A 25,116-nucleotide genomic window follows, 5' to 3' on the forward strand; every position below is an offset into this window, starting at 1 on the left:
TTTGACCGCTCCGGTTCATTTAAGGGGCGGTATTAGGAAAAAAGCGCAGGTATCCAGCGATGTCAGGTCCGCCTCCAGCACTTTTGTCTTTTGGATGGAGTCGGCCTTCGTTGACTGCTACCTCTTCAAAGTCAAACGGACTGATTCCTTCCAGGCAGGCTACATTGATCCCGAATTGATCGGGTTTTGACCGGCGTTGGTGATGTGTGTATATCCCGCATTTTGAGCAGAAATAGTGCTTCGCTTGCATGGTGTGAAACTGATAGAGGGTGAGCAATTCCTCTCCAGAAGTGATCTCTATATCCTGAAGCGCCGCAGAAACTGCTATCGCACCGCGCATGCGGCAATAGGAGCAATTGCAGCGCCTTGCTGTCTTGAGTCCGTCGCTAAGTCGAACTTGAAATCTTACAGATCCACAATGGCATGAACCTCGTAACTTTCCATCCGTGCTTTTCATTTTTTTCCTTTCAATGACGGCTTATGGCCGTTCAATCAAAGACAATCCGTTGCCCCAGCTCGAATTGATTCTCATGGCAATAAAACAGGATAAGCGGCGTGTCCTTCGAATAGATCATCGCGTCGTCACGTGACGGCACAAAAATATCCGACCAGTTCTCGATCAGGAACGCACTGCTGCAGATGAAGCATGCGTCTTCTCCAAACACCACTATGACCTGCTGAATTCCCGGCACACGGGCACGTAACCAGCTGCTTGCGGCGGCCACATCGTCTCCGGAGGCGAGCCGCTCGATTGAATCGACGGTGTCAACGTTCAGGCCCAGATGCGTCTTCGAGTCATGAAGGCCGACCAAATCATAGGCATGGCGAGCTTCCTCGGCATCCAGCCAGACAATATCGGCCGAGTGATGCTGTAGCTCCTGAACTCTCCAATGTGTTGCATTCATAATTTTCAAAATCTAAGGGCTCTTGGCCAGCGTTTCTAGGGTAGCATCGTGCCCAGGTGTGGATACATGCCTTGTCATTTGTTTGTATAGCCAGAATGCAATTATATTGATATTAATAGGGAGATACCCCACTGATGCAAATCGAAGAAAGCATCCACATTGCCGTCCCGCCCACGGTCGTCGATCAGATTTGGAGCGAGGTCGACCGATGGCATCAGTGGGATCCGGACACCAAGCAAGCCCGGCTCAATGGGCCATTTGCGGTGGGAACACATGGCAGGATAGTTCCCAGCAAGGGGATGGGCATTCCCATGCTCGTCACGGAGCGCTCCGCGGGCCGCTCGTTCACCGTCGAAGGCTACATCCCTTTGTTCCGCATCCATTTCGAGCACACGGTGGTTGCCGCAGATGGCGGATCGGAAGTCGTTCACCGGGTGTGGTTTACGGGAGCGCTTGCCTTTTTGTTCGGGCCAGGCGTTGCCAGGCAAGTCCGGGACGGGCTTCCCAGGACGATGCGCTCGCTTAAGGCCTATGCCGAGAAGCGTAACGAGACTCTCCATGATGGCGAGGCGGCGGGGGCGGCGCGACAACAGCCTGATGGATAGTTTCCCCTCGTCAATTCCTTGCAAACTGCCGCGTCAAATTAACGTGCCGTTCCCCTCATGATGGAATACAATTCCTGCGTGGCAGCCAGCTTGCCTGGCAAGGCCGGGCACGGCGCCTTTGACCTCGGAAAGATGTTGGCTTATGACTCTGCAGTTCCCCCAGCGAACGGCGCCTTGCGCGCCATCCACGCTCCGCATTTCGCGCAAGCCCCTCGTTTCCCTGTTCGTCCTGACGTTTTCGTGTCTGCTGCTCACGGCGCCCGCGATGGCGGCTGCGCCCGCCAGCAGCAGCGTCATGCTGGAAGAGCTGACGAGCACGGAGTTGCGCAGCCGTATCGACCACGGCGCCACGACCGTGTTGGTGCCGATAGGTGGCGTCGAGCAGAGCGGGCCGTATATCGCGCTGGGCAAGCACAATGTGCGCGCCGGGCTGCTGGCGCGGCAGATTGCGCAAAAACTGGGCAATACCATTGTCGCGCCTGTCGTTTCCTATGTGCCCGAAGGCGCGATTGTTCCGCCGGCCGGCCACATGCGCTTTGCCGGCACGATCTCGATTCCGCCCGCCGCTTTCGAAGCCGTGCTGGAAGGGGCGGCCGCCAGCCTGCGCCAGCATGGTTTCCGCGACATCATCTTCCTCGGCGACCATGGCGGCTATCAAAAAAACGAGCAGAACGTAGCCAACAAGCTCAACCGTGCCTGGGGCAAAGCCGCCACCGCCAAGGATGCGCGCGCTTACGCCTTGCTCGACTACTATGACATCACGCAATCGGCCTACATTGCCGAGCTGCAAAAGCGCGGCCACAGCAGCGCCGAGATCGGCCTGCATGCGGGCTTGGCGGACGCGGCGCTGATGCTGGCGACGGACCCGTCGCTGGTGCGCAGCGAGGCCATGGCGCACGGGCCGAAGCCTGGTGTGGCTGACGGCGTGCGTGGCGACGCCTCGCGGGCGACGGCTGAACTGGGCCAGATCGGTATCAAGTTGCAGGTGGACACGTCGGTGGCCGCCATCAAGCAGCTGCTGCAACGTACTAAATAATTCCGCTGGGAGTGCTGAACTTCCGGCTTTTGCAACGAAACGACGCGAAATCACATGAAAAAATCTCAACGACGTACCATCGTCACCTTGTCCGCCCTGGCTGCCGCACTGGCCGGCCTGGGCGTGGCCAGCCAGGTCACCGGCGCCAGCACGCCGGCCCCGGCCGCCGTAGCGCCGGCCGCCGCCTATTCGCCGCTGCCGGGCATGCCGCCGCTGGTGGATCCGAAAAACGTGTACGGCAGCATCGCCAGCAGCAATATGAGCCCCGTCGTCAAGGATCATTTGCGCCGCGTCTACGTGCCCAATCTGCGCTCGAACGATGTGTACGTGATCGACCAGGAGAGCCTGAAAGTGGTCGACAAGTTCAAGGTCGGCAGCGGCCCGCAGCACGTCGTGCCGTCGTGGGACTTGCGCACCCTGTGGGTGGCGAACAATGCCGAGCGCACGGACAAGGGCAGCTTGACGCCAATCGACCCGTTGACGGGCAAGCCGGGCAAGGAAGTGCCCGTCGATGACCCCTACAATATGTACTACACGCCCGATGGCAAGTCCGCCATCGTCGTGGCCGAAGCGCGCCACCGCCTCGATTTCCGCGATCCGAAGACCATGGCCGTGCAGTATTCGATCGACACGCCCCAGTGCGGCGGCATCAACCATGCGGACTTTTCGAATGACGGCCGCTACGCCATGTTCACCTGCGAGTTCGACGGCACCATCGCCAAGATCGATCTGGTGGGCCGCAAGGTCGACGGCTACCTGAAATTGCAGATGCCGGCCAAGCGCTTTGCCGAGTCCGGTCCTGTGGGCGGCCCGGCGAATGAAATCTGCAGCGTCAAGAAGGGCATGCCGCAAGACATACGGATCTCGCCAGACGGCAAGAAATTCTTTATCGCCGACATGGACGCCGACGGCGTGCACATCGTCGATGGCGCCACCCTGAAGGAAATCGGCTTCATCCAGACGGGCGTGGGCGCGCATGGCCTGTACCCTAGCCGTGACGGCAAGAAATTGTACGTGGCCAACCGCGGCACGCACCGCATCCATGGCAAGCCGAAGGGCAAGGGCAGCGTCAGCGTGATCGATTTCGCCACGGAAAAAGTCGTGTCGAACTGGCCGATTCCCGGCGGCGGCAGCCCGGACATGGGCAATGTGTCCGCCGACGGCAAATATCTGTGGCTGTCCGGCCGTTTCGACGACGTGGTCTACCGCATCGATACGAACAGCGGCGACGTTGCCAAGGTCAAAGTCGGCCAGGAGCCGCACGGCCTGACCGTGTGGCCGCAGCCGGGCCGCTATTCGCTCGGCCATACGGGCAACCTGCGCTAGGCTGGCGCATGGCGCTTCCTGGAGTAACTGCGGCGAATATACAGTCGTGATTGCCTAAAAAGCAATATTGGCGCATACTGTATTTTCTATTCCACTACCTCCAGGGAGCGCCACCATGATTCTTGATCACATCGGTTTGAATGTCAGCGATGCACAGGCCAGCAAGGCCTTCTTTTCGGCCGCCCTGGCGCCCTTGGGCGTATCGGTGGTGATGGAAGAGCAGGGCTGGGTTGGCATGGGCAAGGATGGCAAGCCCGATTTCTGGTTCGGCGTGGGCGACAAGCCGCATGCCGGCATGCATCTGGCCTTCGCGGCGGACAACCGTGCCCAGGTGGACGCGTTCTACAAGGCCGCGCTGGAAGCGGGCGGCAAGGATAATGGCGCGCCAGGCATCCGCGCCCTGTACCACCCGAATTACTATGGCGCTTTCGTGCTGGGGCCCGATGGCCACAATGTCGAAGCCGTCTGCCACCGTCCCGAGCCTTGACGCCGGGCATTACCTGAAGAGAGCAGCATGAAGCGCAGCGCCACCCTGTTCGCCGACGATGCCGGCCGCTATGCCTACGTCAAAGCGGGTTTTTCCTGGCCGGCCCTGTTCCTGGGCTCGTTCTGGGCCGTCGCCAAGCGCCGCTGGTGGTTGTTGCTGCTCATGCTGGCGATGGATGCCTGCCTGTGGTTTGGCAGTCATCTCGCCACCGGAATGCGCATCGGCCCGATGATGCTGCTGATGGCCGGCGCGGAACTCAGTTACCTGCTGGCGCGTGGCTGGTATGGCAACCGCTGGCTGGAAGCCTCGCTGCGCAGCCATGGTTACAAGCCCGTTGTGCCGGGCACGGGCGCCGTTGGCTGAGCCTGCCTGGCACAAATTTCCCCCTCTGTTACTGACGTTTGCCAAGGGCAGGCTGTCCAGTACAAACTTTCTGCGCTGCCTGGCGCACCTTTGATCCAGATCATCCCTCACCTGCGGTGCTCACGTAGCCTTGGGACTCGCGTTGCAAAGCATCTTCCCACCAACCGGATATGTTTTTTCGCGTTTCGTGGCGTAGCCCGGCCGTCTGCCTATCCGTTCGACAGCCGGTGGTGCCGCCATATGTCCACCCAACCGCTATTTAATGAGGAACTCCATGTATCCATATTCCCGTAGTGTTACCCCCGCCGCCAAAAACCACCTGGAAGCACAACTGGCTTTCTTCAATGGCCTGTCGAAGTCGCTGTTTCAATCGATGCAGCAGTTCAGTGACCTGAATATGCAACTGGCGCAAGGCTTGCTGGAAGAAACCACGGTCACCAGCCAGAACCTGCTGACGGTCGAGCGCGCTGAAGATGCGTTCCAGGTGGCTGCCGCATCGGGCCAGCCAGCCGCCGAGCAATTGCGCAAGTACCAGCAACAGGTGTCGCGCCTGGCCGCCGATACGCAGGTCGAACTGGCCAATGTGGCAGAGCGTCATGTGAATGAAACGAGCCGTACCGCCAAGGCCCTGGCCGAAGAAGTGGCCCGCACCGCTTCGGAAGAAACGGAGAAAAACGTGCGCAAGCAGCAGGAAGCGATGCAGCGCATGGCCGAACCGTTCCAGGCTTATCAGCAAAACGGCGCCAACCGCGACCAGCAACGTGGCGCGCAAAGCCGTGACGGTCAAAGCCTGCAAAGTGCCAGCCACCAGGGCAGCCAGCAGTCGGCCGGCAGCGAAGGCTCGGCCAGCGGCAGCGCCTCGCAAGCGGGCTCTGCACAAAGCAAGAGCGGCGCCAGCCGCAAAGAGTAAGCACGAGGCTGCTTGCAGCTGAGCCGCATCGCGAGGGCCGAGCCTTGCTATGCGGCTAGCTATGCGGCCAGACGGCACGCGGTATCGTGCGTATTGGTTCAGGCAGAACGCCCGCCCTTCACGGGGCGGGCGTTTTGTCGTAGGCGTGCGGCTCAGGCGCCGGCATGGCCGCGCCAGGTACGTGAGGCTGCAAGGCTATGCCTGCCGGCAAGGCTGTATCTGACAAGACCGCGGACAAGACTGCGGACGAGGCCGCATCACCGCTCCCGGTCCCGCTGTTCGCATTGATGAAGGCGCTGACGGCATCCAGGGTGGGTGCCAGCCTGCGCAAGGGGCCGGCCAGCGTGGCGACCAAGGTGGCGTGGCCCACGTGGTCGAAATAGGTTTCCGTCACGGGCCGGTGCAGCGCCCGCAAGGCGCTGGCCAGGCCGCCCGTGTTGCGTTGCGGATTGACCAGCTTGTCCTTGCCGGGCAGCGGGGCGATCAGCAGGGCGGGCGGGGCGTCGGCCGTCACATGGTGGATCGGCTGCGAAGCGGCGGGCGTGTCCGGGTAAAAAAAGACGGGCCGGGTCGTGGTGTTTTCGATGGGCAGGAAATCATAGGGGCCGGCCAGGCCTATCCAGCCCCGCAAGTCGTGCGGACGCATGCCGTGGCGCGCCAGCAGGCTGGCGTCGAGCGCCAGCATGGCCGCATTGTAGGCGCCGGCGCTATGGCCCATGACGAACAGGCGCGTCGGGTCGCCGCCATGGCGGCGCGATTCCATCGCGGCCCAGGCCACGGCGCGGGCCGCATCCTGCAAGATCTCGGGGTAGTGCACGTCCGGATACAGCCGGTAATCGGCGATCACGGCCAGGTAGCCGCGCGCAGCGAGCGCGTGGCCGACGAAGGCATAGTCGGCGCGTTCGCCCGTCGTCCAGTTACCGCCATAAAAGAACACCACGACGGGCACGGGTCCCGTGCGGGCCTTGGGGGCATACACGTCGAGCTTCTGCCGTGGCAGGGGGCCGTAGGCCAGGCCCCGCGTCACTTGCGAGGCGCTGCCGGACGACAAGGCATTGATGGCGGTCAAGGGCGAGCAGGCGGCCAGGCCGGCAGCGAGCGGGATGGCCGCCAGCACGCCGAGCAGGGTGGTGCGCAGGATCGTCATGCAAGCTCCCGGTGGTGGTGGATGATGCTTGCAGTGTAGGCCAGGCTGGGCAGGGCGCACATGGGAAAGTTGCTCTCTAGCATAGATAAATGTTGCATGCGTCAATCAATCCTGTAACAGCCATTTGCGCGCCGTGGCGATGACGGCGTCCGACAGCGTGCGCGTGAGAGGTGTCTGGATATCCCAGGCATGCCAGGTCAGGGGCACGTCGAGCGCTTGCCCGGCCGCCACGTCGATGAGCCGGCCGGCGGCCAGCGCCGTTTCTGCCTGCAGCAAAGGCACCATGCCATAAGCATAGCCCGCTTCGATGAAGCGCACGAAGTCGCGCGCCGAACCGAGCACATGGTGCGGATAGCGGCCCGTGTAGCCGAGCCGGTGCTTCAGGTAGCGCTCGTGCAGCGCATCCTTGCTGCCAAACGTGATGGCGGGCGCCTGGCTGACGGCCTCGACCGTAAAGCCATGGGGAAACCACTGCTGCGCGAACACGGGCGAGGCCACGCACAGGTAGCGCATGCCGCCCAGCGGCGTGGCCGTGGTGCCGGCCACCAGGTCGTTGGCGCTGGTGACGCAGGCAAACACGCGCCCTTCGCGCAGCTGGCTCAGGGTGTGGTCCTGGTCGTCGAGGCGGATATCGAGCAGGCAGGACGGCGGCAACAGCAGCGGCCCCAGCGCTTCCGGAATCCAGGTGGCGGCGCTGTCGGCGTTGACGGCGATGGCCAGCGCCGGCAATTGCGTGGTGGGGCCGGGCTGGGCGTCGAGCGCCGCTTCGAGCAGCTTGACTTGCCGGTAATGGGCGATCAGGCGCTGGCCCGCTTCCGTCGGCAGGGGCGGATGGCTGCGGATGATCAGCAGAGTGCCTTCCAGATTTTCCAGGGTGCGGATGCGCTGCGACACGGCCGGCTGGCTGATCGCCAGCGCCTGCGCGGCCTTTTCAAAGCTGCCCAGTCCGATCACGGCGTCGAGGGCGGCCAATCCACGGTAATCGACGACACGCATAAGTTTCTCTTATATATGGTTAGAATCATTCATTATACTTATATTTACTTTTTCTTTACACTGTTGAAATAGGGTAACAACTCCACTCTGCCGCGCGGTCCTCCTGGTTCCGCACCACCCTCCACCTACCTCTGATGACTTTGCCTTTGCCGGCAGAGCGTGGGCGGCCGTGCGCGTGATGGAAAGCAATAAAGGAATCGATATGGACAGCGCAATCTTCTTGAAAGGCATGGGGCTCGGCGCGAGCCTGATCGTGGCCATCGGCACGCAAAACGCCTTTTTGCTCAAACAGGGCTTGAAGCGCCACTACGTGCTCACCTGTATCCTGGTCTGCCTCGTGTGCGACGCGATGTTGATCACGGCCGGCGTGGCCGGCATGGGCACGTTCATCGCCGACAACCCGAATTTCCTGCTATGGGCCAAGGCCGGCGGCGCCACGTTCCTGATCGCCTACGGTTTGCGCGCGGCCAAGTCTGCCTGGCGCCCGACGGCCCTGACGGTGTCGGCCGCCAAGTCGCCCGAAGGCTACTGGGCCGTGATCGGCGCGGCGCTGGCGTTCAGCCTGCTGAATCCGCACGCCTTCCTCGACACGGTCATCCTGCTCGGCTCGATCGGCGGCCAGCATGAAGGCGTGGGACGCTTCTACTTCGCCGGCGGCGCCATCATGGCGTCGGCCCTGTGGTTCTTCCTGCTGGGCTTTGGCGCCCGCTACCTGGCGCCCGTGTTTGCCAAGCCCATGGCCTGGCGCGTGCTCGACGGCATCATTGCCCTCGTCATGTGGGCCATCGCCGCCTCGCTGTTCCTGTAAGCGGAAGAAGCGCCGCAGCCTGCCTGCGGCGCGCGGCAATTCCCCGTAGAATAGCCGTCAACTTGACGCTATGCTTTTCAGGAATGCCATGACCAACACGCCAGACTCCCTGCACATCGTGTGCCCCCATTGCGACGCCGTCAACCGCCTGCCCGCCGCGCGGCTCGCGGAACAGCCCACTTGCGGCAAGTGCCAGAAGGATTTATTCACGGGCCAGCCCGTGGACCTGGCCAGCGCCCGTTTCCTCAAGCATATCGAACGCAGCGACATTCCCGTGCTGGTCGACTTCTGGGCGCCGTGGTGCGGCCCGTGCCGCAGCATGGCGCCATTCTATGTGCAAGCCGCCAAGACCCTGGAGCCGGCGTTTCGCGTCGTCAAGGTGAATACGGAAGCGTCGCCGGACCTGGGCAGCCGTTTCAATATCCGCAGCATTCCTACTCTGGCCCTGTTTCGCAAGGGCGTGGAAGTGGCGCGCCAGCCGGGCGCCATCGATGCCAATGCCATCGTCGCGTGGGCGAGGGATAAAGCCCGTCTTTGAGCAGCAAGGAAAGCCTTCGCGGTTTTCCATTTGACATTTAATATGGTGCCATATTATATTGCGCCATATGATAAAACTCGAACAGAAATACACGGCCTTGCTCGGTGATGTGCAGCGCCGCGCGCTCGGCGCGGACACGCAGGCATCGATCGGACGCTTGCGCCTGTGCTTTGAAGTGCTGGGCCTGGCGTCCGCCATCGATGGCGATTGCGCTGTGCGCCTGGGCCGGCATGGCTTGTCGGAAGGGAAATTTGTGCTGCTGTCTCTGTTGCGCGACGTGCCCGACGGACTTTCGCCGCACGCACTGGCCGAGCGGGCAGGCGTGACGCGCGGCACCATCACGGGCTTGCTCGACGGCCTGGAACGCGACGGTTTCCTCGCGCGCCATGCTGACCAGCTTGATCGGCGCAAGCTGCTGGTGCGCCTGAGCCCCAAGGGAGAAGCGGCCGCCGCGACCCTGGTCGATGAGCACGCGCAGTGGATCGCCAGCCTGTTTGCCGATTTCACGCCGGCAGAAATGCAGTTGTTGAGCGCGCTGCTGGAAAAAGCCTGGCGCAAGACGGACCGGGGTGCCGCATGAGCCGCGGCATCGCCGACATCGCGCCCGCGCGCCTGGCCCTGCTGAACGGGGGCAATGTGCCCAGCGCCACCCTGACGGAAGGGCTGGCCATCGATTTCGCCCAGCTGCTTGCCGCGGCCGTGCCTGGTATTGGCGCCGCCCACCTGGAGCAGATGCGCGCGCAGGCGGCAGACGGCATCACCAGGCGCATGGCGCTGGCGGCGCAATTGCTGCTTGACGCCAAGGCCGATCTGGCTGTGCTGCAAGCCCACCCATCCGACATGGTACGGGGCTGGGCCTGCTTTGCCATCGCCGCCCAGGCTGGATTGAGCTTGCCGCAGCGGCTGGCAGCCATGCGGCCGCTGGCCGACGATGGCCACTTCGGCGTGCGTGAATGGGCCTGGCTGGCGCTGCGTCCCCATCTGGCGGCGCATCTTGACGAGGCCATCAGCTTGCTGGTGCCGTGGACGGCGGACCCGTCGGAGCGGGTGCGCCGCTTTGCCTGCGAAGCGCTGCGTCCGCGCGGCGTGTGGTGCGCGCATATCGCCCAGTTAAAGGCGCAGCCGCAGCTGGCCTTGCCCGTGCTGCAGCCTTTGCGCGCCGACCCGGCCATCTACGTGCAGGATTCCGTGGCCAACTGGCTCAACGATGCGGCCAAGAGCCAGCCGGACTGGGTGCGCAGCCTGTGCGCGCAATGGCTGCAGGAAAGCCCCGCTGCCGCGACGCAACGCATCTGCAAGCGCGCCCAGCGCTCGCTTTCTTAATCATTGGGAGGAAAACATGCATTACCTGTTAGAACTATACAGCCCGAAACCGGCCTGGCTGGCCCTCGATGGCACCGCGCACCAGGCGTATTTCGACACGGTCGGCGCCGGCATGGCGGCCTTGTCCGGCCTGGGCGCCGAAGCGCTGGCCATGGGCGCCATCGATGGCGGCAAGCTGCACGCGGCTGCCCAGCAATTCTATGCCGTCTGGCGCTTCCCGGACGAGGCGGCACTGGACGCCTTGCTGGCCGGCATCGCCGCCACGGGCTGGCATGATTACTTCGACACCGTCAATGCGGCTGGCACGGCCGTGGATTTCCCTGGCCACCTGGCGCAGCTGGCGGCCGTAAGTAATCCTCAGGAAATTATTGTGAAATTATGACGAACAGAACCGGATGCTATGCAAGGCGCCCGCTGCGACGCAGTGCGAGCACTGCTAGCAGCGGGCAACGCCGCAGAGCGCCGGTTATGGAAGTCAGAAATCACAATAATTTATTGGGGGTTACTTAGCGTACGGCGTTTTCCTTGCCGCTGCGGTAAAGTTGGCATTTCCATCCGAACACTGACGTTGATGCCGACCAAACTGCTCTCCACCCTGTTGCTTGCCCTGGCGCCCATGCTGGCGTCGGCAGTCCCTGCCACCCCGCAAGCCCTCGTCGCCGCCGCCCGCAAGCAGGTGGGCGTGACCGTGCAGTACGATCCGCGCTATGAACGGCTCGCCTATCCGGGCGGCGACGTGCCGCTCGAGCGGGGCGTGTGCACGGACGTGGTCGTGCGCGCTTACCGCCAGCTGGGGCAGGATTTGCAGGTGCTCGTACACGAAGACATGCGCAAGGCGTGGCAGGTGTACCAGCAGCAGGGACGCTGGCAGATGAAGGGACCGGACCGCAATATCGACCACCGCCGCGTGCCGAACCTGGGCACCTACTTTGCCCGCCACGGCACCAGCCTGCCGCCAAGCAAGGAGGCGAACGCCTACCGCGCGGGCGACATCGTCACGTGGCGCTTGCCGGGCAACCTCACGCACATCGGCATCGTCAGCGACAAACAGTCGTGGGGCGGCGTGCCGCTCATCATCCACAACATCGGCGAGGGCGCGCGCGAGGAAAATATTCTGTTCAGCTATCCGATCACGGGACACTACCGCTGGCAGCCGCGCTGACGGATACGGGCGCTATTTCCTGCAGGATCGCCAGCACCTTGGCCAGCGCCGTGTCGATATCGAGCTTGTCAATGGCGCCATAGCCGAGGAACAGGCCTTCATAGCGGGCGGGGCCATGGTAAAAGCTGGCCAGCGCATACAGGCTGATGTCGGCCTGGCGCGCGCGGCGCTGCAATTCGGCGATATCGAGCGGCGCCTGGGCCAGGGCCGCCACGTGAAAGCCGGCGCTGGCCGGCACCAGGCGGAACCACGGCGCCAGCGGACCGTTGAACCAGTGCAGCAGACGCTCGCGCCGCCCCGCATAGATGTCGTGGCAGCGGCGGATGTGGCGCAGCAAATGGCCGTCGCCGATGAACTTGGCCAGCGCATGCTGGCCCAGGCTGGCCGTATGGCAATCGCTCAGGTATTTCACCGTCTGCACGGCGGCCACGATGGCTTGCGGCAGCACCACATAGCCGAGCCGCAGTTCCGGCAGCATGATCTTGGAAAAGCTGCCCACGTGCGCGACGATGCCGTAGCGGTCCATGCTTTGCAGCGCATCCTCGGGCCGGCCCTCGTAGCGGAAGGCGCTGTCGTAATCGTCCTCGATGATGATGGCGCCCAGCTGCTGCGCCCGCTCCAGCAAGGCGTGACGGCGCGCCATGCTCATCGGCATACCCAGCGGGAATTGATGCGCGGGCGTGACATAGATCAGCCGCGTGCCGTCCGGAATTTGCCCGACGATCAGGCCATCCTCGTCCACTTCGATGCCCACCACGCGCGCGCCCTGGCTGGCGAACACGGCGCGCGCCACCGGGTAGCCGGGTTCTTCCACGGCAACCGTGTCGCCCGGTTCCAGCAAGGTTTGCGCCAGCAGGTGCAAGGCTTGCTGCGCGCCGCTGGTGACGAGCACTTGCTCCTCGGTGCAATGGATGCCGCGGCTGAAGGCGGCATGGCCGGCAATCGCCGCGCGCAAGGCGGGCAAACCTTCCACGGGGCCATAGCGGCCGCGCGCCTGGCCACCCTGGCGCAGCGCGTGCAGCATGCAGGCGCGCCATTCATCTTGCGGGAAGTGCGCGGGCGTGGCACGTCCGCCGATGAAGGCGTAGCGCGCCGGCGTTTCCTGGCTGGCGCGGCGCAGGGGCGTGGGCGTCGCTTCCCAGCGGGCGATGCGCTGCGCGCTGGCCAGCGGCGCGCTGGCGTGGCGCCGTTGCGGCGAGGCGTGCGGCGTCTGCACGAAGCTGCCCACGCCTACTTTGCCGACCAGCAGCTTTTCGTAACCGAGCTTGTCATACACGTCGGACACCGTCTTGCGCGACAGGCCCAGCTGGCTGGCCAGCAGGCGCGAGGGTGGCAATTGCTGGCCGTCCGTCAGCCGGCCCGAGCGGATGGCTTCGCTGAGCTGGCGGTACAGCTGGCCGCCCAGGTCGCGCGTGCCGTCGATCAGGATATGTAATTCCATGGTGTGTCTGCTGGTGGTCTGCTGTTTTTCGGGGAGATTGGCCTGCCGCACGCTCTTCTTGCGCTTCTACAATGATGTATCTCTACTTTATCAAGGAATGCCATCATGACACAGCAACGACTCGACTTTGTGCAAGCTTCGCCCGATGCCATCAAGGCCATGTATGCGCTGGAAGCGGCGATCGCCAAGCTGGGCGTCGAACACTCGCTGCTCGAGCTGATCCGCCTGCGCGCTTCGCAAATCAATGGCTGCGCCTTTTGCGTGGACATGCACACGAGCGACGCGCGCAAGGCGGGCGAAACGGAGCGCCGCCTGTATGCCGTGTCCGTCTGGCGCGAAACGCCGTTCTTCACGCCGCGCGAGCGGGCCGTGCTGGCCTGGACGGAAGCGCTGACTCTGCTGCCGCAGAACCACGCGTCCGATGAAGATTATGCTGCGCTGGCGGAACAATTGACGCCGGCGGAAATGGTCAACGTGACCTTGGCCATCGGCTCCATCAATACCTGGAACCGCCTGGCCGTGGGCTTTCGCAAGATGCCGGAATAAGTTCTTTGTTCGTTCGCGAACAGACGCATGGCTTGTCCCTGCGTAGGCTGGCAGGACGATTGATCAGCCAGGGAGCAGCCATGCAAGTACCTATCGGGGAAGGCGCCGACAAGACGCCCGAGCAACAGGAAGAAGCGCGCCGCGAATTCATCGCCGAACTGTGGCGGCGTTTCGAAGCCTTGCAGGAGTGGGCTGTCAGCCACTGGCCCGACCAGCAGCACCCGCTCAGTTCGGCAGACTTCGTTGAGACGCGCAAGGAGATCTTGAGTCTGCGTTCGCCGGCCGGGTCGTTGAACCAGCCGTCGCAAAAGGATGAAGCGGAACCGGAGCAGGGCGGGGCGCAATATGTTGACGTCACCCCTGCGCCGTGGCCGTAGGTCGGATTAGCGCTTGCGCGTAATCCGACGCCACCCGCCAACAATGTTGTCGGATTACGGCCCTCCGGGCCTAATCCGACCTACGCGTTGCTCTTCCCTTGCGCAAACACCCAGCAAGCCAAACTCACCAGCAATCCCGCCATCACGCCATACGCCAGGTTCAAGGCGCTGTCGAACAGCAGCGGCGCCACCAGGCCCGAGACGAGGGCGAACAGCAGCATCTGGATGAACGACTGCATCGACGAGGCCAGGCCGCTGTTGTTGGGGAAGTGGTTCAAGGCCATCAGGGTCATCGGCGGCATGGCGATGGACAGGGCGAATGAATAGAAGAACAGCGGCAGCACGGCCCACGGCACTTCGGCGGCAAAGACATAGTTGTAGCCGATGTTGGCGGCGGCCGCCACCAGCATCAGTATGAAGCCGGCCCAGATCATCTGGCGCTGGCTGTAGCGGTGGGCGATTTTCGCCGACAGGGCCGAGCCGAACACCATGCCGCTGATCAGTGGAATGAACAGCCAGGCGAATGCCGTTTCCGGCAGGTGCAGGATGTTGATGATGAAGTAGGCGGCCGAGCCGATGTACAGGGCGAAGCCGCCAAAGGCGGCGCCGATGGCCGTCGACAGCAGCAGGAACTGGCGGTGGCACAGCACCTTCCAGTAATTGACGGCGATGTCGCCCAGGTGGAAGGCTTGGCGCTGTTCCTTCGGCAAGCTTTCCGGCAGCGCGCGCCAGACGACGACGAACATCAGCACGCCGAACGCCGTGAGGAACCAGAAGATCCAGCGCCAGCCCAGGCCCACCTGCAGCCAGCCGCCCAGCACGGGCGCGATGGCCGGCGCCAGCGCGAACACCATCATGATGTGCGAGAGGATTTTCTGCGCGGCGGCGCCCGAATAGCGGTCTTGCACGATGGCGCGGCCGATCACGGAACCGGCGCCCGCCGAGAGTCCCTGTAGCACGCGCCAGGCCAGCAGCCAGCCCAGCGACGGCGCCAGCGCGGCGCCAACGGAGGCGATCACATACAGCACCAGCGAGACGAGGATCACGGGACGGCGGCCGAACGAGTCTGACAGCGTGCCGTAAAACAGCATCATGAAGGCGAACGTGAACAGGAAAAAGCTCAGGGTTTGCTGCACCAGCAGGGGGCTGGCATTGAAATCTTGCACGATGGCGGGGAACGACGGCAGATAGGTGTCAATTGCAAGCGGTCCGACCATCGCCAGGCCCGCCAAGATCCATGTTAATAATTTAGTCATGTTAAACAGTGTTTTTGTTAGTCCGTCATTTTACGCTAGTGGCAACAATCGGGTTTGATCGCTGGCCGCCACGCGGTTGATATGCGTTTTTCGTATATGTAATCTTGGAATTCTTCGTTGGAATCGCAGTGCCTGGCCGCTAAGCTGGGGCGACCCGGCTTGTTCGCCGTTTTCTGGAAGCGATACCCATGCACAGCATTTATCCCGCGGCGCCCGCCGACGACACGGCCCAGTGGAACCTGGGGCCCGTGATCCAGGCCTTGCGCAGCTCGCGCGAAGACAAGCACAAGATCCGCCATAACGGCAGGGTGCGCGAACTGCCGTCGCGCGAAGCGCTCACCACCATCGTCAACGGCCTGTCGGCGGCCCTGTTCCCCACCCATTACGGGCGCCCCAACCTGACGGACGAAAGTATCGACTACTTTGTCGGCGACACGCTCAATACCACGTTGAACCGCCTCAGCGAACAAGTGCGACGCGGTTTGCTCTTTTCCGTACCGGCCGGTGATGAGGGCGATGCCGCCAGCGACGACGCAGCCCTGGCGCAGCAGGCGCGCGACATCACGCGCGCGTTTGCCGCCAGCCTGCCCGATATCCGCGCCTTGCTCGTATCGGACGTGCAGGCCGCCTACGCAGGCGACCCTGCCGCCACCTCGGTGGCCGAGATCATGCTGTGCTATCCGGGCACCATCGCCATTTTGTACCACCGCCTGGCGCACCAGCTGCACGCGCTCGGTGCGCCATTCCTTGCGCGCCTGATCGCCGATATCGCGCATACCCTGACGGGCATCGACATCCACCCGGGCGCGCACATCGGCGCCTCCTTCTTCATCGACCACGGCACGGGCGTCGTGATCGGCGAGACGGCCATCATCGGCCAGCGGGTGCGCCTGTACCAGGCCGTCACCCTGGGCGCCAAGCGTTTTCCGGCTGACGCTTCCGGTGCGCTGATCAAGGGCACGCCGCGCCACCCCATCGTCGAGGACGACGTGGTCATATACGCGGGCGCGACCGTGCTGGGGCGCATCACCATCGGCGCGGGGTCGACTATCGGGGGGAATGTGTGGCTGACGCAGAGCGTGCCAGCTAACAGCAATGTATCGCAGGCGCAGATGCGCAACGATTAGGTGCGTCGGAAGGGGCTTGACTCCAGAGTTAGTGCTGGGGTCAGACCCGACGGGGGAATGCGCCCCAAAGGGCGGATTCCGATCGCGAAGCGACTGACCCCACAGTTTTACTTCGCCGTCAGCACTTCATACCGCGCCACGGGCACGCCATCCTTCAGCAGCAGCAATTCCTGGTCGGCGTAGCGGTAGCCGTTGACTTCGCCCAGGGTGGCCAGCAGCAGGCGCTCGAGGTCCATGTCCTGCGGCTGGCACATCATCATGGTGCCGGCCATCTGTCCAAAGTTCAAGGTGCTGATGCCATCGCTGGTGTAGCCGCCCATCATCTGGTTGCAGCCGCTGTTGCCGCTGGCGCGGCCTTCAGCCAGCTGCAGGGTCACTTCGCGCTGCTCGGGCGCCTTGCGCACCACTTGCTTGCCCTTCAATTCCTTCAGCTTCCACTGCGTGCCCGTCAGCTTCGGCGCCGGCTTGGCGGGCGAGGTGGCGCCTGGCGCGGCGGCGGCAGCGTCGCTGCGCACGGGCGTTTGCGCACAGCCGGCCGTGATGGCGACGATGGCGGCGAGAGGAATCAGTCTGGCGAGTGTGAACATGGCAATCCTTCTTCAATTGAATGGCGCCAGCGTAGCAGATCGGCGCCGCGCCAGCGTGCACGGTTGACAAGCTCACTGCTGTTTTTCCTGCTCCAGCCGGGACTCGAGCACGGTGCGCGCCGCCGCCACGTAGGCGCGGCAAGCCTGCGGGTCGACAAACGCCTCGCTGCCGGCCGTGGCGCTCGCTTCCAGCCTTTCCCACAGCTGCGATGCTTCCGGGTGGGCCGAGATCAGCACGTCGCACGGCAGTTTTTCCAGTGTCTCGAAGCTGTGGCGCAAGTCCGCCACCGCGTTCGGATACTCGCTGCTGGCGCTGAACTTGAAGCCGGGACGCGAGACGGCGTTGAGGCTGTCCGCATAGACCATGTTCAGGCAACGGGGGCCGTCGCACGATTGCCATGTCCAGCTCAGGCCTCCGGGCGTGTGGCCCGGCGTGGCGTGCGCCGTCACGTTGACGGGGCCGACGTTGAATTGGCCGCCGTCGCGCGCCAGGCGCATGTCCTTGACGGGCGGGTACTTGGGCAGCGCGTGGTATTGCGGATCGTCCGGGCCCACTTCGCCCGACGCCAGGTCCAGCGCGGCCGAAGGACTGGCGGCCACCAGCGCATCGCTGCGCCGCTGCAGTTCGGCCAGGCCGCCCGCATGGTCGATATGGCCGTGCGAATTGAGGATCAGTTTCACGTCCTCGATGCGAAAGCCCAGGGCGGCGATATTGGCGATGATCTTGGGTGCCGATTCCGGCAAGCCGCCGTCGACCAGCACGTGGCCTTGCGGCGACGTCACCAGCACGGAACTGAGGCCCTTCACGCCCACATAATAGGTATTGCCGAAGATGCGGAACGGCGCCTGGTCCGCGTTCCAGGTGGCGCAGACGTCGCAGCCCGGCGTCTGCGCCTGAGCGACGAGGCCGGCCAGCAGCAGGGCCATGGCCAGCACGCGTGTAAGAGTAGGGGGCATTGCGATCCTTATCCGTGTTGCCAGGGTGGCGTATGCTGACACGGAACGGGGCTGGACGCAAACGTCACAAGGGTGCGGGCCGCGCATCGCCAGTGTCCTTGTACACCAGTTCGATCAGGGTATCGTCCGCATAGCGGGTATCGCCCACGGGCGCCAGGAAGGACGTGCCGCCATTTTTCACCTGCAGCGCGACGCGGCGCTCCCCATCGAGCAGGGTGGCGCTGGCGATGGCCGGATCGCTGTGCGTGCCCATCTTGAGCGCGTCGGCGGAGCACCAGTCGGTGGTGCGCAGCTTGGTGGCGACCAGGGTGCGTATCAAAAATGGGATCTCTTTCTTGGCGATGGCGACCGTCACCTGGCATTGCAGGCGCAGGTCGCCCAGGCGGCGCATGCCGGGCGGCACACCGTCGCTGCGGACGCTGGCCTGCCAGCGGAACTGGCCTTGCTTGCTGTTGGTGACCAGGTCCGCATCTTCGCTGTCGGCTTGCGCGCTGCGAGGCAGCACAAAGCTGCCATCGGCCGACAGGGGCACGGTGATCGTGGTGTCGTTGCCGGCGATGCGCAAGGCCACGTCCTGCATGATGTCCGCCGGAGTGCCGGGGCCCGGAATCAGCTGGAAGCGCACTTCGCGCGCCTTGGGCGCCAGTGCATGGTGGTCGTCAAAGGCATCGAGGCCGGCCGTCATCACGCGATACGATTTCAATTCCGGATTGCGGATGCTGTTGACGTGGACCGCCTGGCCGGTGTCGGCCGGCGCATCGGCGTGCGCCGCGCTGTGGCCGAGGGCCAGGATGGCGAGGACGGTAAGTAAGGAAAAGTGCACGTAGCCGCCTGTTTGTTTTTACCATGGCAAGCTAACATGAATGACCAGGCTTGTCACTGGGGCGGCGAGCCAGCCTCAGATCGCGTGCGCGGCGTGCAATTCGCCCAGGATGGTCTCCTTCAATTGCGCCTGCGCCGCCGGCGTGCGCACGCGGGGGCGGGGCGCGGCCACGTCGTAATGGGCGCGTGGCGGTCCGGCGCGCGTATCGAGCATGACGATGCGGTCGCTCAGGTACAGCGCTTCATCGATATCGTGCGTCACCAGCAGCACGCTCAAACCATGGCGCGCGGCGACGGCGGCCAGCAAGTCCTGCAGCTTCATGCGCGTAAAAGCGTCGACGGCGGAAAACGGTTCGTCCAGCAGCAGGATGCGGGGCTGGTCAAACAGGCCGCGGGCAATCGCCGCGCGCTGCGCTTGGCCGCCCGACAGCTGCTTGGGCAGGCTGTGCGCATGGCCTTGCAAGCCCACTTCCTCCAGCAGCTGCGCGACCCTGGGATCGTCTGCGCCGCCGGCACCGAGGCTGAAGGCAATGTTTTGCGCCACCGTCAGCCAGGGAAACAAACGCGGTTCCTGGAAGATCAGGCCGATGTCGGCGTGCACGCCGGCCAGCGGCTTGCCGCCCATGCGCAATGTGCCGCGAAAGTCCGTATCGAGTCCCGCCACGATGGACAGCAGGCTGCTCTTGCCGCAGCCGCTGGCGCCGATCAGGCTGACGATCTCACCCCGGTGCAGCTGCAATTGCAGATTGTGCAGCACGCGCCGCGCACCATAGGATTTGTCGTGGATGGCAATGTCAAGCAAGGCAGTCATGCGTGGGTGCTTTCGTCAGGTGGTGGCATAGCTGTCGCGCCAGGCGAGCAAACGGGTCTCCAGGCGCTGCATCAGGCTGTCGCTGGCCTTGCCCAGCACGGCCAGCAGCACGATGGCCGCCAGCACGATGTCGGCGCGGCTCGTTTCGCGCCCGTCGCTGAGCAGATAGCCGAGGCCCCGGCTGGCGGCGATCAGCTCGGCCGCCACCATGAACATCCAGGCCAGGCTCAAACCGTTGCGCAGACCCGTGAAGATGGCGGGCAGCGCGGCCGGCAGCAGCACGCGCCGCGCCAGCGCGGGACGGCTCAAACGGTACATGCGGGCCGCGTCGATCAGCTTGCGGTCCACGTCGCGGATGCCCGACGCCACGCCCATGTAGACGGGGAAGAAGGCGCCGATGCCGATCAGGACCAGTTTCGGCGCTTCATCGATGCCCAGCCACAGCAGCAGCAAGGGCACCCAGGCCAGCGAAGGAACGGCGCGCAAGGCCTGGAACGTGGGGTCGAGCATCGCCTCCACCGTGCGGTTCAAGCCCACGGCCGCACCGAGCACGATGGCCAGCAGCGCGCCGCCCGCAAAGCCGATGACTACGCGCGCGGTACTGGCCAGCACATGGCCGGCCAGGTCCTGGCGTGCCAGTCCGGCGATGGTGGCGGCGATGTCGCTGGGCGCCGGCAGCAGGTTGGCGGGAATGGCGCCCGTGCGCACGCCCAGTTCCGCCGCCAGCAGCGCCAGGGCGGGCAGCAGCAGGCCGAGCGCCGCGCGCGGCAAGGGAGGAAGCTTGCGCCGGACGCCCGTGTCGTGGGCCTGTGCCGGCGCGGCGAGCGTGTCTCTGGCCATGGCCGCTTACGCCTTGCCGATGAAGGGCGCGGCGAAGCGCGTGTCGACCAAGTCCGCGATGGCGCGGTTCAAGTCGGCGCCGGGCTTGACCAGCGCTTCATCGACGAGGATGGGCGCGGCCACCAGCAGGGCCTTCACATGTTCGTTCGAAGGCTGCGGATTGCTGAAGTCACTGCGCAGTTTTACCTGCAGCAGCGCCACCGGCAGGCTGACCTTCGCTTCCTCCGACAGGATCTTCGCCGCCTCGGCTGGGTTGGCGCGTATCCAGGAGCGCGCCCGTTCGTAGGCCTGTATCACCTTGCCCACTTCGGCGGGGCGGCTGGCGAGGAATTCCTCGCGCACGTTCAGGAAGCCGTAGGTATTGAACGCCACGTTGCGGTAGATCAGGCGCGACCCCGCTTCCAGTTCGCTGGCGGCCATGTGCGGATCGAGCCCGGCCCAGGCATCGACCTTGCCCTGCTCCAGCGCCGCGCGGCCGTCGGCATGCTGGAGGCTCACGTGTTCGATATCGCCGCGTTTCAGGCCCGCCGTCTTCAATGCGCGCAGCAGGAACAGATACGGGTCGGTGCCCTTGGTGGCGGCCACCTTCTTGCCCTTCAGGTCGGCGAGGCTGCGGATGGGGCTATCCTTGCGCACCACCAGCGCCGTCCATTCGGGGCGTGAAAAAATATACGGCGCGCGGATAGGATTGCCGTTGGCGCGGGCAAGCAGGGCGGCCAGACCGGCGCTCGAACCGATGTCGATGCTGTTGGCGTTCAGGTATTCGAGCGCGCGGTTGCTGCCCGCGCTGAGCACCCACTTGATGCTGGTACCGTCCGGCTTGAACGCTTCTTCCAGCCAGCCGAAGCGGCGCAGCACCAGGCTGGCGGGCGAATAATGGGCGTAATCGAGGCGCAGCTCCTTCAGCGGCGCTTGCGCGGCGCGGGTGAGGCCGGGCAAGGCGGCGAGGGTGGCGCCGCTGGCGGCCAGTTGCAAGATGGTTCTGCGTTTCATGGTGTCCTTGAACGGGGAATCGGATATGTCAGGCCGCTGCCAGGGCGTCGGCGGCGGATGCGATGCTGACCAGGCGTCCCGCGTGATCGGCAGGCAGGCGCGGGCCCCGGCCGAAGACCTTGTGGCGCAAGCTGCCTTCCTCGTAATGGGTGCGGTAGCGGCCGCGCCGCTGCAGTTCCGGCACGATGTGCTCCACCACGTCGGCCATGCTGTCGTGGGCCACGGCGAAGGCGAGGTTGAAGCCGTCGATGCCCGTTTCATCGAGCCAGCTTTCCAGCTGGTCGGCCACCTGGCGCGCATCGCCCACCAGCACGGGGCCGCGCCCGCCCAGGCCGATGTATTCGGCCGCTTCGCGCACCGTCCACGTGCGATCCGGATCGGCCTGGCTGAACGAGGCCAGCGCCGAGCGGCCGGCCGGGGAATCGATGTAGTCGATGGTGGCGTCGAGCGGGTAGCGGCTGAAATCGACGCCCGTCCAGCCCGACAGCAGCACGAGGGCCGCCTCGATATTTACGTGGCGCAGGTAGCCGGCATGCTTGGCGCGCGCTTCTTCTTCCGTGGCGCCCGTGATGACCAGCGCCTGCGCGTAGATCAGCAGCGCGTCGCCATCGCGCCCGCTTTGCCGCACGGCGGCGCGCAAGTCGTCGGCGTAGCGTTTCACCACCGTCTTGCTGGGGCCACTGACAAAGGTCGCTTCCGCGTGGCGCGCCGCGAAGCGCGTGCCGCGCGGCGAGGTGCCCGCTTGGTACAGCAGCGGCGTGCGCTGGGGCGACGGCTCGCACAAATGGATGCCGGGCACCTGGTAGTGGCGCCCGGCATGGTTGATCGGATGGACTCTGGCCGGATCGGCGTAGATGCCGCGTGCCTTGTCGTTGACGACGGCGTCGTCATCCCAGCTCTTTTCCCACAGCTTGTAGACGACGTCCAGGTATTCGTCGGCCAGGTCGTAGCGCTCGTCGTGGCCCAGCTGCTGGCTCAAGCCCAGGTTGCGCGCCGCGCTGTCTAAATAGCCGGTGACGATATTCCAGCCGATGCGCCCACCCGTCAGGTGGTCTAGCGTGGAAATGCGCCGCGCGAACGTGTACGGGTGTTCATAGGTGAGGGCGCAGGTGACGCCGAAACCCAGGTGCGTGGTCGCTTGCGCCATGATGGGCACGAGCGCCAGCGGATCGTTCAGCGGCACCTGCACGCCGTGTTCCAGGGCCGCATCGAGGCTGCCCCGGTACACGTCGTACACGCCCAGCACGTCGGCCAGGAACACCGCGTCGAACAGGCCCGCTTCCAGCAGTTGCGCCAATTCCGTCCAGTGCGCGGGATCCGTGTAGCGGTGGCTGCGGTCGCGCGCATGCGTCCACAGCCCCGGCGACTGGTGGCCGACGCTGTTCATCTGGAAGGCGTTGAAGCGTATCGTCTTCGCCATGGCTTATTTGGCTGCCGTCTGCAACGCTTGCTGGTAATCGGGTTTCGAATAGCCGGCAAAGTGCTTGTTTGTGATGTCGAGGAATTCGCGCGAGCGGTAGGCGGCCGCCAGGTCTTTGGCGAACTGCTTGTCCTTGTCCGCCGTGCGGACGGCCACCAGGTTGATGTAGTTGGGCGAGATTTTCTCGGCCACCAGCGCCTCCGTCAGCTTCAGTCCCGACGCCAGCGCGTAATTGCCGTTGATGAAGGAGTAATCGGTGTCACCCAGCGAACGTGGCAGCTGCGCCGCTTCCAGCGGCAGCAGCTTGATTTTCTTCGTGTTGACAGCGATATCCTTTTCCGACGCGCGCACGGGGTCGAAGCTGGCGCGCAGCTTGATCCATCCCAGCTGGTCGAGCAGCACCAGTGCGCGCGCCTGGTTGGTCGGATCGTTCGGCAAGCCCACCGTCGTGCCTTCCTTCACGTCGTCCAGCGTCTTGTGCTTCTTGCTGTAGATGGCGATCGGTGCCGTGGGGATCGTGATCAGGTCCGTCAGGGCCAGCTTGTGCTCCAGCGCGAATTTCTTCAGGTAGACGATGTGCTGGAACACGTTGGCGTCGAGCGAACCCTCGGCCAGCGCGAAGTTCGGCTGGATGTAGTCATTGAACTCCACCAGCTTGACCTTGTAGCCTTGCTTTTCCAGGATAGGCTTGATGCCCAGCTTGATCTGGTCCGCATACGGCCCGGCGCTGGTGCCGATGGTGATGTCTTTCGGGTCCTTGGCGTGGACGAAGCCGCCGGCCAGGGCGAGTGACAGGGCGGTGAGGAGGATGCTGCGGCGGGTGATGGTCATGTTAACTCCTGCTTAGTGAAGAACTGGGGTCAGACCCGCCGGGGGAAATACGTCCAATGGGACGTATTCCGATCGCGAAGCGACTGACCCCGGAAGTCCGCTGAATAGCCTACGGCGTAAATGTATCGATTCGCCCAAGCCGTGGTTTTACGAGTAAGCCGTCGGCTCGGGCACCGTGCCTGTCAAGGCAAAGCGTCCCAGGTCGCGCAGCTTGTAGTCGATGGGGTCGTGCAGGGTATGCACGCGCACGTTGCGCCAGTAGCGGTCATAGCCATACTGGGCCGAGGTGGAACGGGCGCCCGTCAGTTCGAACATCTGGCTGCTGATTTCCAGTCCCGCCCTGTGCGCCAGGCACTTGGCTTCGGCCACGGACACGGCCAGCAAGCCCCGTTCGCGCGCCGTCACCAGCGCGCCCTTGTGGAACACTTTTTCCAGTTCCTGCGCCGCCAAGTCGGCCAGCACTTGTGCGGGGCGCAGCAACAGCCATAGCTGGCCATAGCGGTGCTGCACCAAGGGGTCGTCCGCTGCCTTGGCCACGCCCGAGGCAAACCAGGCTTTTGCCTGCTCGTCCGTGTACTGGCGCGCCGCCTCGAACGCGCCTTCGGCGATGCCCAGATAGAGGTTGCTCATGATCAGTTGTGCGATCTGCGAGCGCACGGTCGCTTGCGGCGTGGCCGCTTGCGCGGGCGCCTGCAGCACCAGTTCGCGCGGCAGGGCGACATTCTGGAAGTGCACGTTGCCGCTATCCGTCTGGCGCTGGCCGAAGGCGTCCCAGTCCGCCTGCACGGTCACGCCATCCTGGCGCGTGGGCAAGGCGGCGATCAGCGCCGTCTGTGTGGGCGCGTGCCAGGCGGAGACGGTCAGCCAGTCGGACCCCACGGAACCGGAAGAAAAGCTCTTGATGCCGTCGAGGATATAGCCGTCGCCGCTGTCGCTGGCCGTGACCCGTTTGTCGAGCGGGTTCAAGGCATTGCCCCAGAACAGGCGCTCGTCGACGGTCAAGGTGAGCAGGCGGCGCTGCTGCTGCGCGCTGCCATACAGCTGCAAGCCGGCCAGCTGCAAATGGTGGAAGCCGAAGACGTGCGCGAGCGCGCTGTCGGCGCGCGCCAGGATGCGGATCACCTCGTACACGAGGGGCCACGACGCGCCCTGGCCGCCGAATTCCACGGGGATCGACAGGGTCAGCAAGCCGGACTCGCGCAGCCATTCGCGTTCCTGCGCCGCATGGCCGCCGGCCTGGTCGCGGGCATTGGCCGTTTCGGCCAGGCGTGCGGCCAGCGACGTGGCGATGCTGATGGCGTCCTGCAGGGGTTCCGGCACAGGCGGCTGGGGACGGGCGGCATGGAGAAAAACGCTAGACATGAGTGAGATTCCAGAAAGACGATGACGCCGATATTGCACCGCTCCGCGTGCGCCGTACACGAAGAAAACCGCGCATGGATATGCGAAAAAAGGCATGCGGGGACCTGCGCCTTCGCTTGCGGGGCGTCAGGCCCGGATAG

General features: G+C 64.3%; 30 protein-coding genes. 15 read left to right on the forward strand and 15 right to left on the reverse strand.

Features of this window, described 5'->3' with window-relative positions; translation table 11 throughout:
- Window positions 1–19: 19 nt before the first annotated feature.
- Both SKZ59_RS19605 and SKZ59_RS19610 read right to left on the reverse strand, forming a co-directional pair.
- Complete coding sequence (locus tag SKZ59_RS19605; RefSeq protein WP_319992695.1) at window positions 20–457, reverse strand: GFA family protein; 438 nt, start codon at window positions 455–457, stop codon at window positions 20–22.
- A gap of 31 nt (window positions 458–488) precedes the next feature.
- Complete coding sequence (locus tag SKZ59_RS19610; RefSeq protein WP_319992696.1) at window positions 489–905, reverse strand: hypothetical protein; 417 nt, start codon at window positions 903–905, stop codon at window positions 489–491.
- 134 nt (window positions 906–1,039) lie between these two features.
- On the opposite strand from SKZ59_RS19610, the gene SKZ59_RS19615 reads away from it, so the two are divergent.
- The 6 genes from SKZ59_RS19615 (at window position 1,040) to phaP (ending at window position 5,632) form a co-directional block, all read left to right on the forward strand.
- Window positions 1,040–1,510: an SRPBCC family protein gene (locus tag SKZ59_RS19615; RefSeq protein WP_319992697.1), complete on the forward strand. Its 471-nt coding sequence runs from the start codon at window positions 1,040–1,042 to the stop codon at window positions 1,508–1,510.
- 142 nt (window positions 1,511–1,652) lie between these two features.
- The gene (locus SKZ59_RS19620) at window positions 1,653–2,546 is read left to right on the forward strand and encodes a creatininase family protein (RefSeq protein WP_319992698.1); all 894 of its coding nucleotides are present in this window, start codon (window positions 1,653–1,655) and stop codon (window positions 2,544–2,546) included.
- Between the two features lie 54 nt (window positions 2,547–2,600).
- On the forward strand, window positions 2,601–3,872 hold the full coding sequence (locus SKZ59_RS19625; RefSeq protein ID WP_319992699.1) for a YncE family protein: 1,272 nt from the start codon (window positions 2,601–2,603) through the stop codon (window positions 3,870–3,872).
- Between the two features lie 115 nt (window positions 3,873–3,987).
- Window positions 3,988–4,359: a VOC family protein gene (locus SKZ59_RS19630; protein ID WP_128139780.1), complete on the forward strand. Its 372-nt coding sequence runs from the start codon at window positions 3,988–3,990 to the stop codon at window positions 4,357–4,359.
- Window positions 4,360–4,386: 27 nt separating this feature from the next.
- The gene (locus SKZ59_RS19635) at window positions 4,387–4,722 is read left to right on the forward strand and encodes a hypothetical protein (protein WP_319992700.1); all 336 of its coding nucleotides are present in this window, start codon (window positions 4,387–4,389) and stop codon (window positions 4,720–4,722) included.
- Between the two features lie 274 nt (window positions 4,723–4,996).
- Window positions 4,997–5,632, forward strand: a complete 636-nt coding sequence (gene phaP, locus SKZ59_RS19640; RefSeq protein ID WP_034757122.1) for a TIGR01841 family phasin — start codon at window positions 4,997–4,999, stop codon at window positions 5,630–5,632.
- A 118-nt stretch (window positions 5,633–5,750) separates the two neighbouring features.
- On the opposite strand, the gene SKZ59_RS19645 is transcribed toward phaP, so the two are convergent.
- Window positions 5,751–6,779 (reverse strand): alpha/beta hydrolase, encoded by a 1,029-nt coding sequence (locus tag SKZ59_RS19645; RefSeq protein WP_319992701.1) that lies wholly within the window; start codon window positions 6,777–6,779, stop codon window positions 5,751–5,753.
- A 105-nt stretch (window positions 6,780–6,884) separates the two neighbouring features.
- Window positions 6,885–7,775, reverse strand: a complete 891-nt coding sequence (locus SKZ59_RS19650) for a LysR family transcriptional regulator ArgP (protein WP_319992702.1) — start codon at window positions 7,773–7,775, stop codon at window positions 6,885–6,887.
- A gap of 202 nt (window positions 7,776–7,977) precedes the next feature.
- On the opposite strand from SKZ59_RS19650, the gene SKZ59_RS19655 reads away from it, so the two are divergent.
- The 6 genes from SKZ59_RS19655 (at window position 7,978) to SKZ59_RS19680 (ending at window position 11,606) form a co-directional block, all read left to right on the forward strand.
- On the forward strand, window positions 7,978–8,583 hold the full coding sequence (locus SKZ59_RS19655; protein ID WP_034757131.1) for a LysE/ArgO family amino acid transporter: 606 nt from the start codon (window positions 7,978–7,980) through the stop codon (window positions 8,581–8,583).
- A gap of 88 nt (window positions 8,584–8,671) precedes the next feature.
- Window positions 8,672–9,121 carry a thioredoxin TrxC gene (trxC, locus tag SKZ59_RS19660; RefSeq protein ID WP_219328264.1) on the forward strand — a complete coding sequence of 150 codons (450 nt, stop codon included), beginning with the start codon at window positions 8,672–8,674 and terminating at the stop codon, window positions 9,119–9,121.
- A 70-nt stretch (window positions 9,122–9,191) separates the two neighbouring features.
- Window positions 9,192–9,701 (forward strand): MarR family transcriptional regulator, encoded by a 510-nt coding sequence (locus SKZ59_RS19665; protein ID WP_319992796.1) that lies wholly within the window; start codon window positions 9,192–9,194, stop codon window positions 9,699–9,701.
- Window positions 9,698–10,444, forward strand: coding sequence for a HEAT repeat domain-containing protein (locus tag SKZ59_RS19670; RefSeq protein WP_319992703.1), 747 nt, complete (start codon window positions 9,698–9,700; stop codon window positions 10,442–10,444). The genes SKZ59_RS19665 and SKZ59_RS19670 overlap by 4 nt, the downstream gene beginning before the upstream one ends.
- Window positions 10,445–10,460: 16 nt before the next feature.
- Window positions 10,461–10,826, forward strand: a complete 366-nt coding sequence (locus SKZ59_RS19675; protein ID WP_319992704.1) for a DUF6616 family protein — start codon at window positions 10,461–10,463, stop codon at window positions 10,824–10,826.
- A 189-nt stretch (window positions 10,827–11,015) separates the two neighbouring features.
- The gene (locus SKZ59_RS19680) at window positions 11,016–11,606 is read left to right on the forward strand and encodes a DUF1287 domain-containing protein (protein WP_072454688.1); all 591 of its coding nucleotides are present in this window, start codon (window positions 11,016–11,018) and stop codon (window positions 11,604–11,606) included.
- On the opposite strand, the gene SKZ59_RS19685 is transcribed toward SKZ59_RS19680, so the two are convergent.
- Entirely contained in the window at window positions 11,575–13,047 is a 1,473-nt protein-coding gene (locus tag SKZ59_RS19685; RefSeq protein WP_319992705.1) for a PLP-dependent aminotransferase family protein, read from the reverse strand. The genes SKZ59_RS19680 and SKZ59_RS19685 overlap by 32 nt on opposite strands.
- Window positions 13,048–13,152: 105 nt before the next feature.
- Between SKZ59_RS19685 and SKZ59_RS19690 the strand changes: the two genes are divergently transcribed.
- Window positions 13,153–13,593, forward strand: a complete 441-nt coding sequence (locus tag SKZ59_RS19690) for a carboxymuconolactone decarboxylase family protein (RefSeq protein ID WP_034757156.1) — start codon at window positions 13,153–13,155, stop codon at window positions 13,591–13,593.
- 80 nt (window positions 13,594–13,673) lie between these two features.
- Window positions 13,674–13,970, forward strand: coding sequence for a hypothetical protein (locus SKZ59_RS19695; protein WP_128139773.1), 297 nt, complete (start codon window positions 13,674–13,676; stop codon window positions 13,968–13,970).
- Window positions 13,971–14,050: 80 nt separating this feature from the next.
- Here the strand turns inward: SKZ59_RS19695 and SKZ59_RS19700 are convergent, their stop codons facing one another.
- A complete protein-coding gene (locus SKZ59_RS19700; protein WP_319992706.1) occupies window positions 14,051–15,226 on the reverse strand; it encodes a multidrug effflux MFS transporter in 1,176 nt (391 codons plus the stop codon).
- A gap of 188 nt (window positions 15,227–15,414) precedes the next feature.
- On the opposite strand from SKZ59_RS19700, the gene epsC reads away from it, so the two are divergent.
- Complete coding sequence (epsC, locus tag SKZ59_RS19705) at window positions 15,415–16,353, forward strand: serine O-acetyltransferase EpsC (RefSeq protein WP_319992707.1); 939 nt, start codon at window positions 15,415–15,417, stop codon at window positions 16,351–16,353.
- A gap of 107 nt (window positions 16,354–16,460) precedes the next feature.
- Here epsC and SKZ59_RS19710 read toward each other — a convergent pair whose 3' ends face one another.
- From SKZ59_RS19710 to SKZ59_RS19750, 9 genes are all read right to left on the reverse strand, one after another.
- The gene (locus SKZ59_RS19710; RefSeq protein WP_319992708.1) at window positions 16,461–16,940 is read right to left on the reverse strand and encodes an META domain-containing protein; all 480 of its coding nucleotides are present in this window, start codon (window positions 16,938–16,940) and stop codon (window positions 16,461–16,463) included.
- Between the two features lie 72 nt (window positions 16,941–17,012).
- Window positions 17,013–17,897 (reverse strand): subclass B3 metallo-beta-lactamase, encoded by an 885-nt coding sequence (gene bla / locus SKZ59_RS19715; protein WP_319992709.1) that lies wholly within the window; start codon window positions 17,895–17,897, stop codon window positions 17,013–17,015.
- Window positions 17,898–17,961: 64 nt separating this feature from the next.
- Window positions 17,962–18,720 carry a hypothetical protein gene (locus SKZ59_RS19720; RefSeq protein ID WP_319992710.1) on the reverse strand — a complete coding sequence of 253 codons (759 nt, stop codon included), beginning with the start codon at window positions 18,718–18,720 and terminating at the stop codon, window positions 17,962–17,964.
- 75 nt (window positions 18,721–18,795) lie between these two features.
- Window positions 18,796–19,530, reverse strand: a complete 735-nt coding sequence (locus tag SKZ59_RS19725) for an ABC transporter ATP-binding protein (RefSeq protein ID WP_319992711.1) — start codon at window positions 19,528–19,530, stop codon at window positions 18,796–18,798.
- A gap of 15 nt (window positions 19,531–19,545) precedes the next feature.
- Window positions 19,546–20,370, reverse strand: a complete 825-nt coding sequence (locus tag SKZ59_RS19730; RefSeq protein ID WP_319992712.1) for an ABC transporter permease — start codon at window positions 20,368–20,370, stop codon at window positions 19,546–19,548.
- A 6-nt stretch (window positions 20,371–20,376) separates the two neighbouring features.
- On the reverse strand, window positions 20,377–21,363 hold the full coding sequence (locus tag SKZ59_RS19735) for an aliphatic sulfonate ABC transporter substrate-binding protein (protein ID WP_319992713.1): 987 nt from the start codon (window positions 21,361–21,363) through the stop codon (window positions 20,377–20,379).
- Window positions 21,364–21,391: 28 nt separating this feature from the next.
- Window positions 21,392–22,783, reverse strand: coding sequence for an LLM class flavin-dependent oxidoreductase (locus SKZ59_RS19740; RefSeq protein WP_319992714.1), 1,392 nt, complete (start codon window positions 22,781–22,783; stop codon window positions 21,392–21,394).
- 3 nt (window positions 22,784–22,786) lie between these two features.
- Window positions 22,787–23,614 carry a MetQ/NlpA family ABC transporter substrate-binding protein gene (locus SKZ59_RS19745; RefSeq protein WP_319992715.1) on the reverse strand — a complete coding sequence of 276 codons (828 nt, stop codon included), beginning with the start codon at window positions 23,612–23,614 and terminating at the stop codon, window positions 22,787–22,789.
- 147 nt (window positions 23,615–23,761) lie between these two features.
- Window positions 23,762–24,976: an acyl-CoA dehydrogenase family protein gene (locus SKZ59_RS19750; protein ID WP_319992716.1), complete on the reverse strand. Its 1,215-nt coding sequence runs from the start codon at window positions 24,974–24,976 to the stop codon at window positions 23,762–23,764.
- Window positions 24,977–25,116: the final 140 nt, after the last annotated feature.

Origin of the sequence: Janthinobacterium sp. GMG2 (assembly GCF_033949445.1) — a bacterium.
Lineage (GTDB): Bacteria > Pseudomonadota > Gammaproteobacteria > Burkholderiales > Burkholderiaceae_D > Janthinobacterium > Janthinobacterium aestuarii.

Coding starts and splice junctions, on each gene's coding strand:
- SKZ59_RS19745 (WP_319992715.1), bottom strand. CDS start 23,614: ATGACCATCACCCGCCGCAGCATCCTCCTCACCGCCCTGTCACTCGCC.
- SKZ59_RS19610 (WP_319992696.1), bottom strand. CDS start 905: ATGAATGCAACACATTGGAGAGTTCAGGAGCTACAGCATCACTCGGCC.
- SKZ59_RS19735 (WP_319992713.1), bottom strand. CDS start 21,363: ATGAAACGCAGAACCATCTTGCAACTGGCCGCCAGCGGCGCCACCCTC.
- SKZ59_RS19655 (WP_034757131.1), top strand. CDS start 7,978: ATGGACAGCGCAATCTTCTTGAAAGGCATGGGGCTCGGCGCGAGCCTG.
- SKZ59_RS19675 (WP_319992704.1), top strand. CDS start 10,461: ATGCATTACCTGTTAGAACTATACAGCCCGAAACCGGCCTGGCTGGCC.
- trxC (WP_219328264.1), top strand. CDS start 8,672: ATGACCAACACGCCAGACTCCCTGCACATCGTGTGCCCCCATTGCGAC.
- SKZ59_RS19625 (WP_319992699.1), top strand. CDS start 2,601: ATGAAAAAATCTCAACGACGTACCATCGTCACCTTGTCCGCCCTGGCT.
- SKZ59_RS19695 (WP_128139773.1), top strand. CDS start 13,674: ATGCAAGTACCTATCGGGGAAGGCGCCGACAAGACGCCCGAGCAACAG.
- SKZ59_RS19750 (WP_319992716.1), bottom strand. CDS start 24,976: ATGTCTAGCGTTTTTCTCCATGCCGCCCGTCCCCAGCCGCCTGTGCCG.
- SKZ59_RS19645 (WP_319992701.1), bottom strand. CDS start 6,779: ATGACGATCCTGCGCACCACCCTGCTCGGCGTGCTGGCGGCCATCCCG.
- SKZ59_RS19690 (WP_034757156.1), top strand. CDS start 13,153: ATGACACAGCAACGACTCGACTTTGTGCAAGCTTCGCCCGATGCCATC.
- SKZ59_RS19630 (WP_128139780.1), top strand. CDS start 3,988: ATGATTCTTGATCACATCGGTTTGAATGTCAGCGATGCACAGGCCAGC.
- SKZ59_RS19620 (WP_319992698.1), top strand. CDS start 1,653: ATGACTCTGCAGTTCCCCCAGCGAACGGCGCCTTGCGCGCCATCCACG.
- SKZ59_RS19635 (WP_319992700.1), top strand. CDS start 4,387: ATGAAGCGCAGCGCCACCCTGTTCGCCGACGATGCCGGCCGCTATGCC.
- SKZ59_RS19670 (WP_319992703.1), top strand. CDS start 9,698: ATGAGCCGCGGCATCGCCGACATCGCGCCCGCGCGCCTGGCCCTGCTG.
- SKZ59_RS19650 (WP_319992702.1), bottom strand. CDS start 7,775: ATGCGTGTCGTCGATTACCGTGGATTGGCCGCCCTCGACGCCGTGATC.
- SKZ59_RS19680 (WP_072454688.1), top strand. CDS start 11,016: ATGCCGACCAAACTGCTCTCCACCCTGTTGCTTGCCCTGGCGCCCATG.
- SKZ59_RS19700 (WP_319992706.1), bottom strand. CDS start 15,226: ATGACTAAATTATTAACATGGATCTTGGCGGGCCTGGCGATGGTCGGA.
- bla (WP_319992709.1), bottom strand. CDS start 17,897: ATGCCCCCTACTCTTACACGCGTGCTGGCCATGGCCCTGCTGCTGGCC.
- SKZ59_RS19740 (WP_319992714.1), bottom strand. CDS start 22,783: ATGGCGAAGACGATACGCTTCAACGCCTTCCAGATGAACAGCGTCGGC.
- SKZ59_RS19710 (WP_319992708.1), bottom strand. CDS start 16,940: ATGTTCACACTCGCCAGACTGATTCCTCTCGCCGCCATCGTCGCCATC.
- SKZ59_RS19730 (WP_319992712.1), bottom strand. CDS start 20,370: ATGGCCAGAGACACGCTCGCCGCGCCGGCACAGGCCCACGACACGGGC.
- epsC (WP_319992707.1), top strand. CDS start 15,415: ATGCACAGCATTTATCCCGCGGCGCCCGCCGACGACACGGCCCAGTGG.
- phaP (WP_034757122.1), top strand. CDS start 4,997: ATGTATCCATATTCCCGTAGTGTTACCCCCGCCGCCAAAAACCACCTG.
- SKZ59_RS19605 (WP_319992695.1), bottom strand. CDS start 457: ATGAAAAGCACGGATGGAAAGTTACGAGGTTCATGCCATTGTGGATCT.
- SKZ59_RS19685 (WP_319992705.1), bottom strand. CDS start 13,047: ATGGAATTACATATCCTGATCGACGGCACGCGCGACCTGGGCGGCCAG.
- SKZ59_RS19615 (WP_319992697.1), top strand. CDS start 1,040: ATGCAAATCGAAGAAAGCATCCACATTGCCGTCCCGCCCACGGTCGTC.
- SKZ59_RS19725 (WP_319992711.1), bottom strand. CDS start 19,530: ATGACTGCCTTGCTTGACATTGCCATCCACGACAAATCCTATGGTGCG.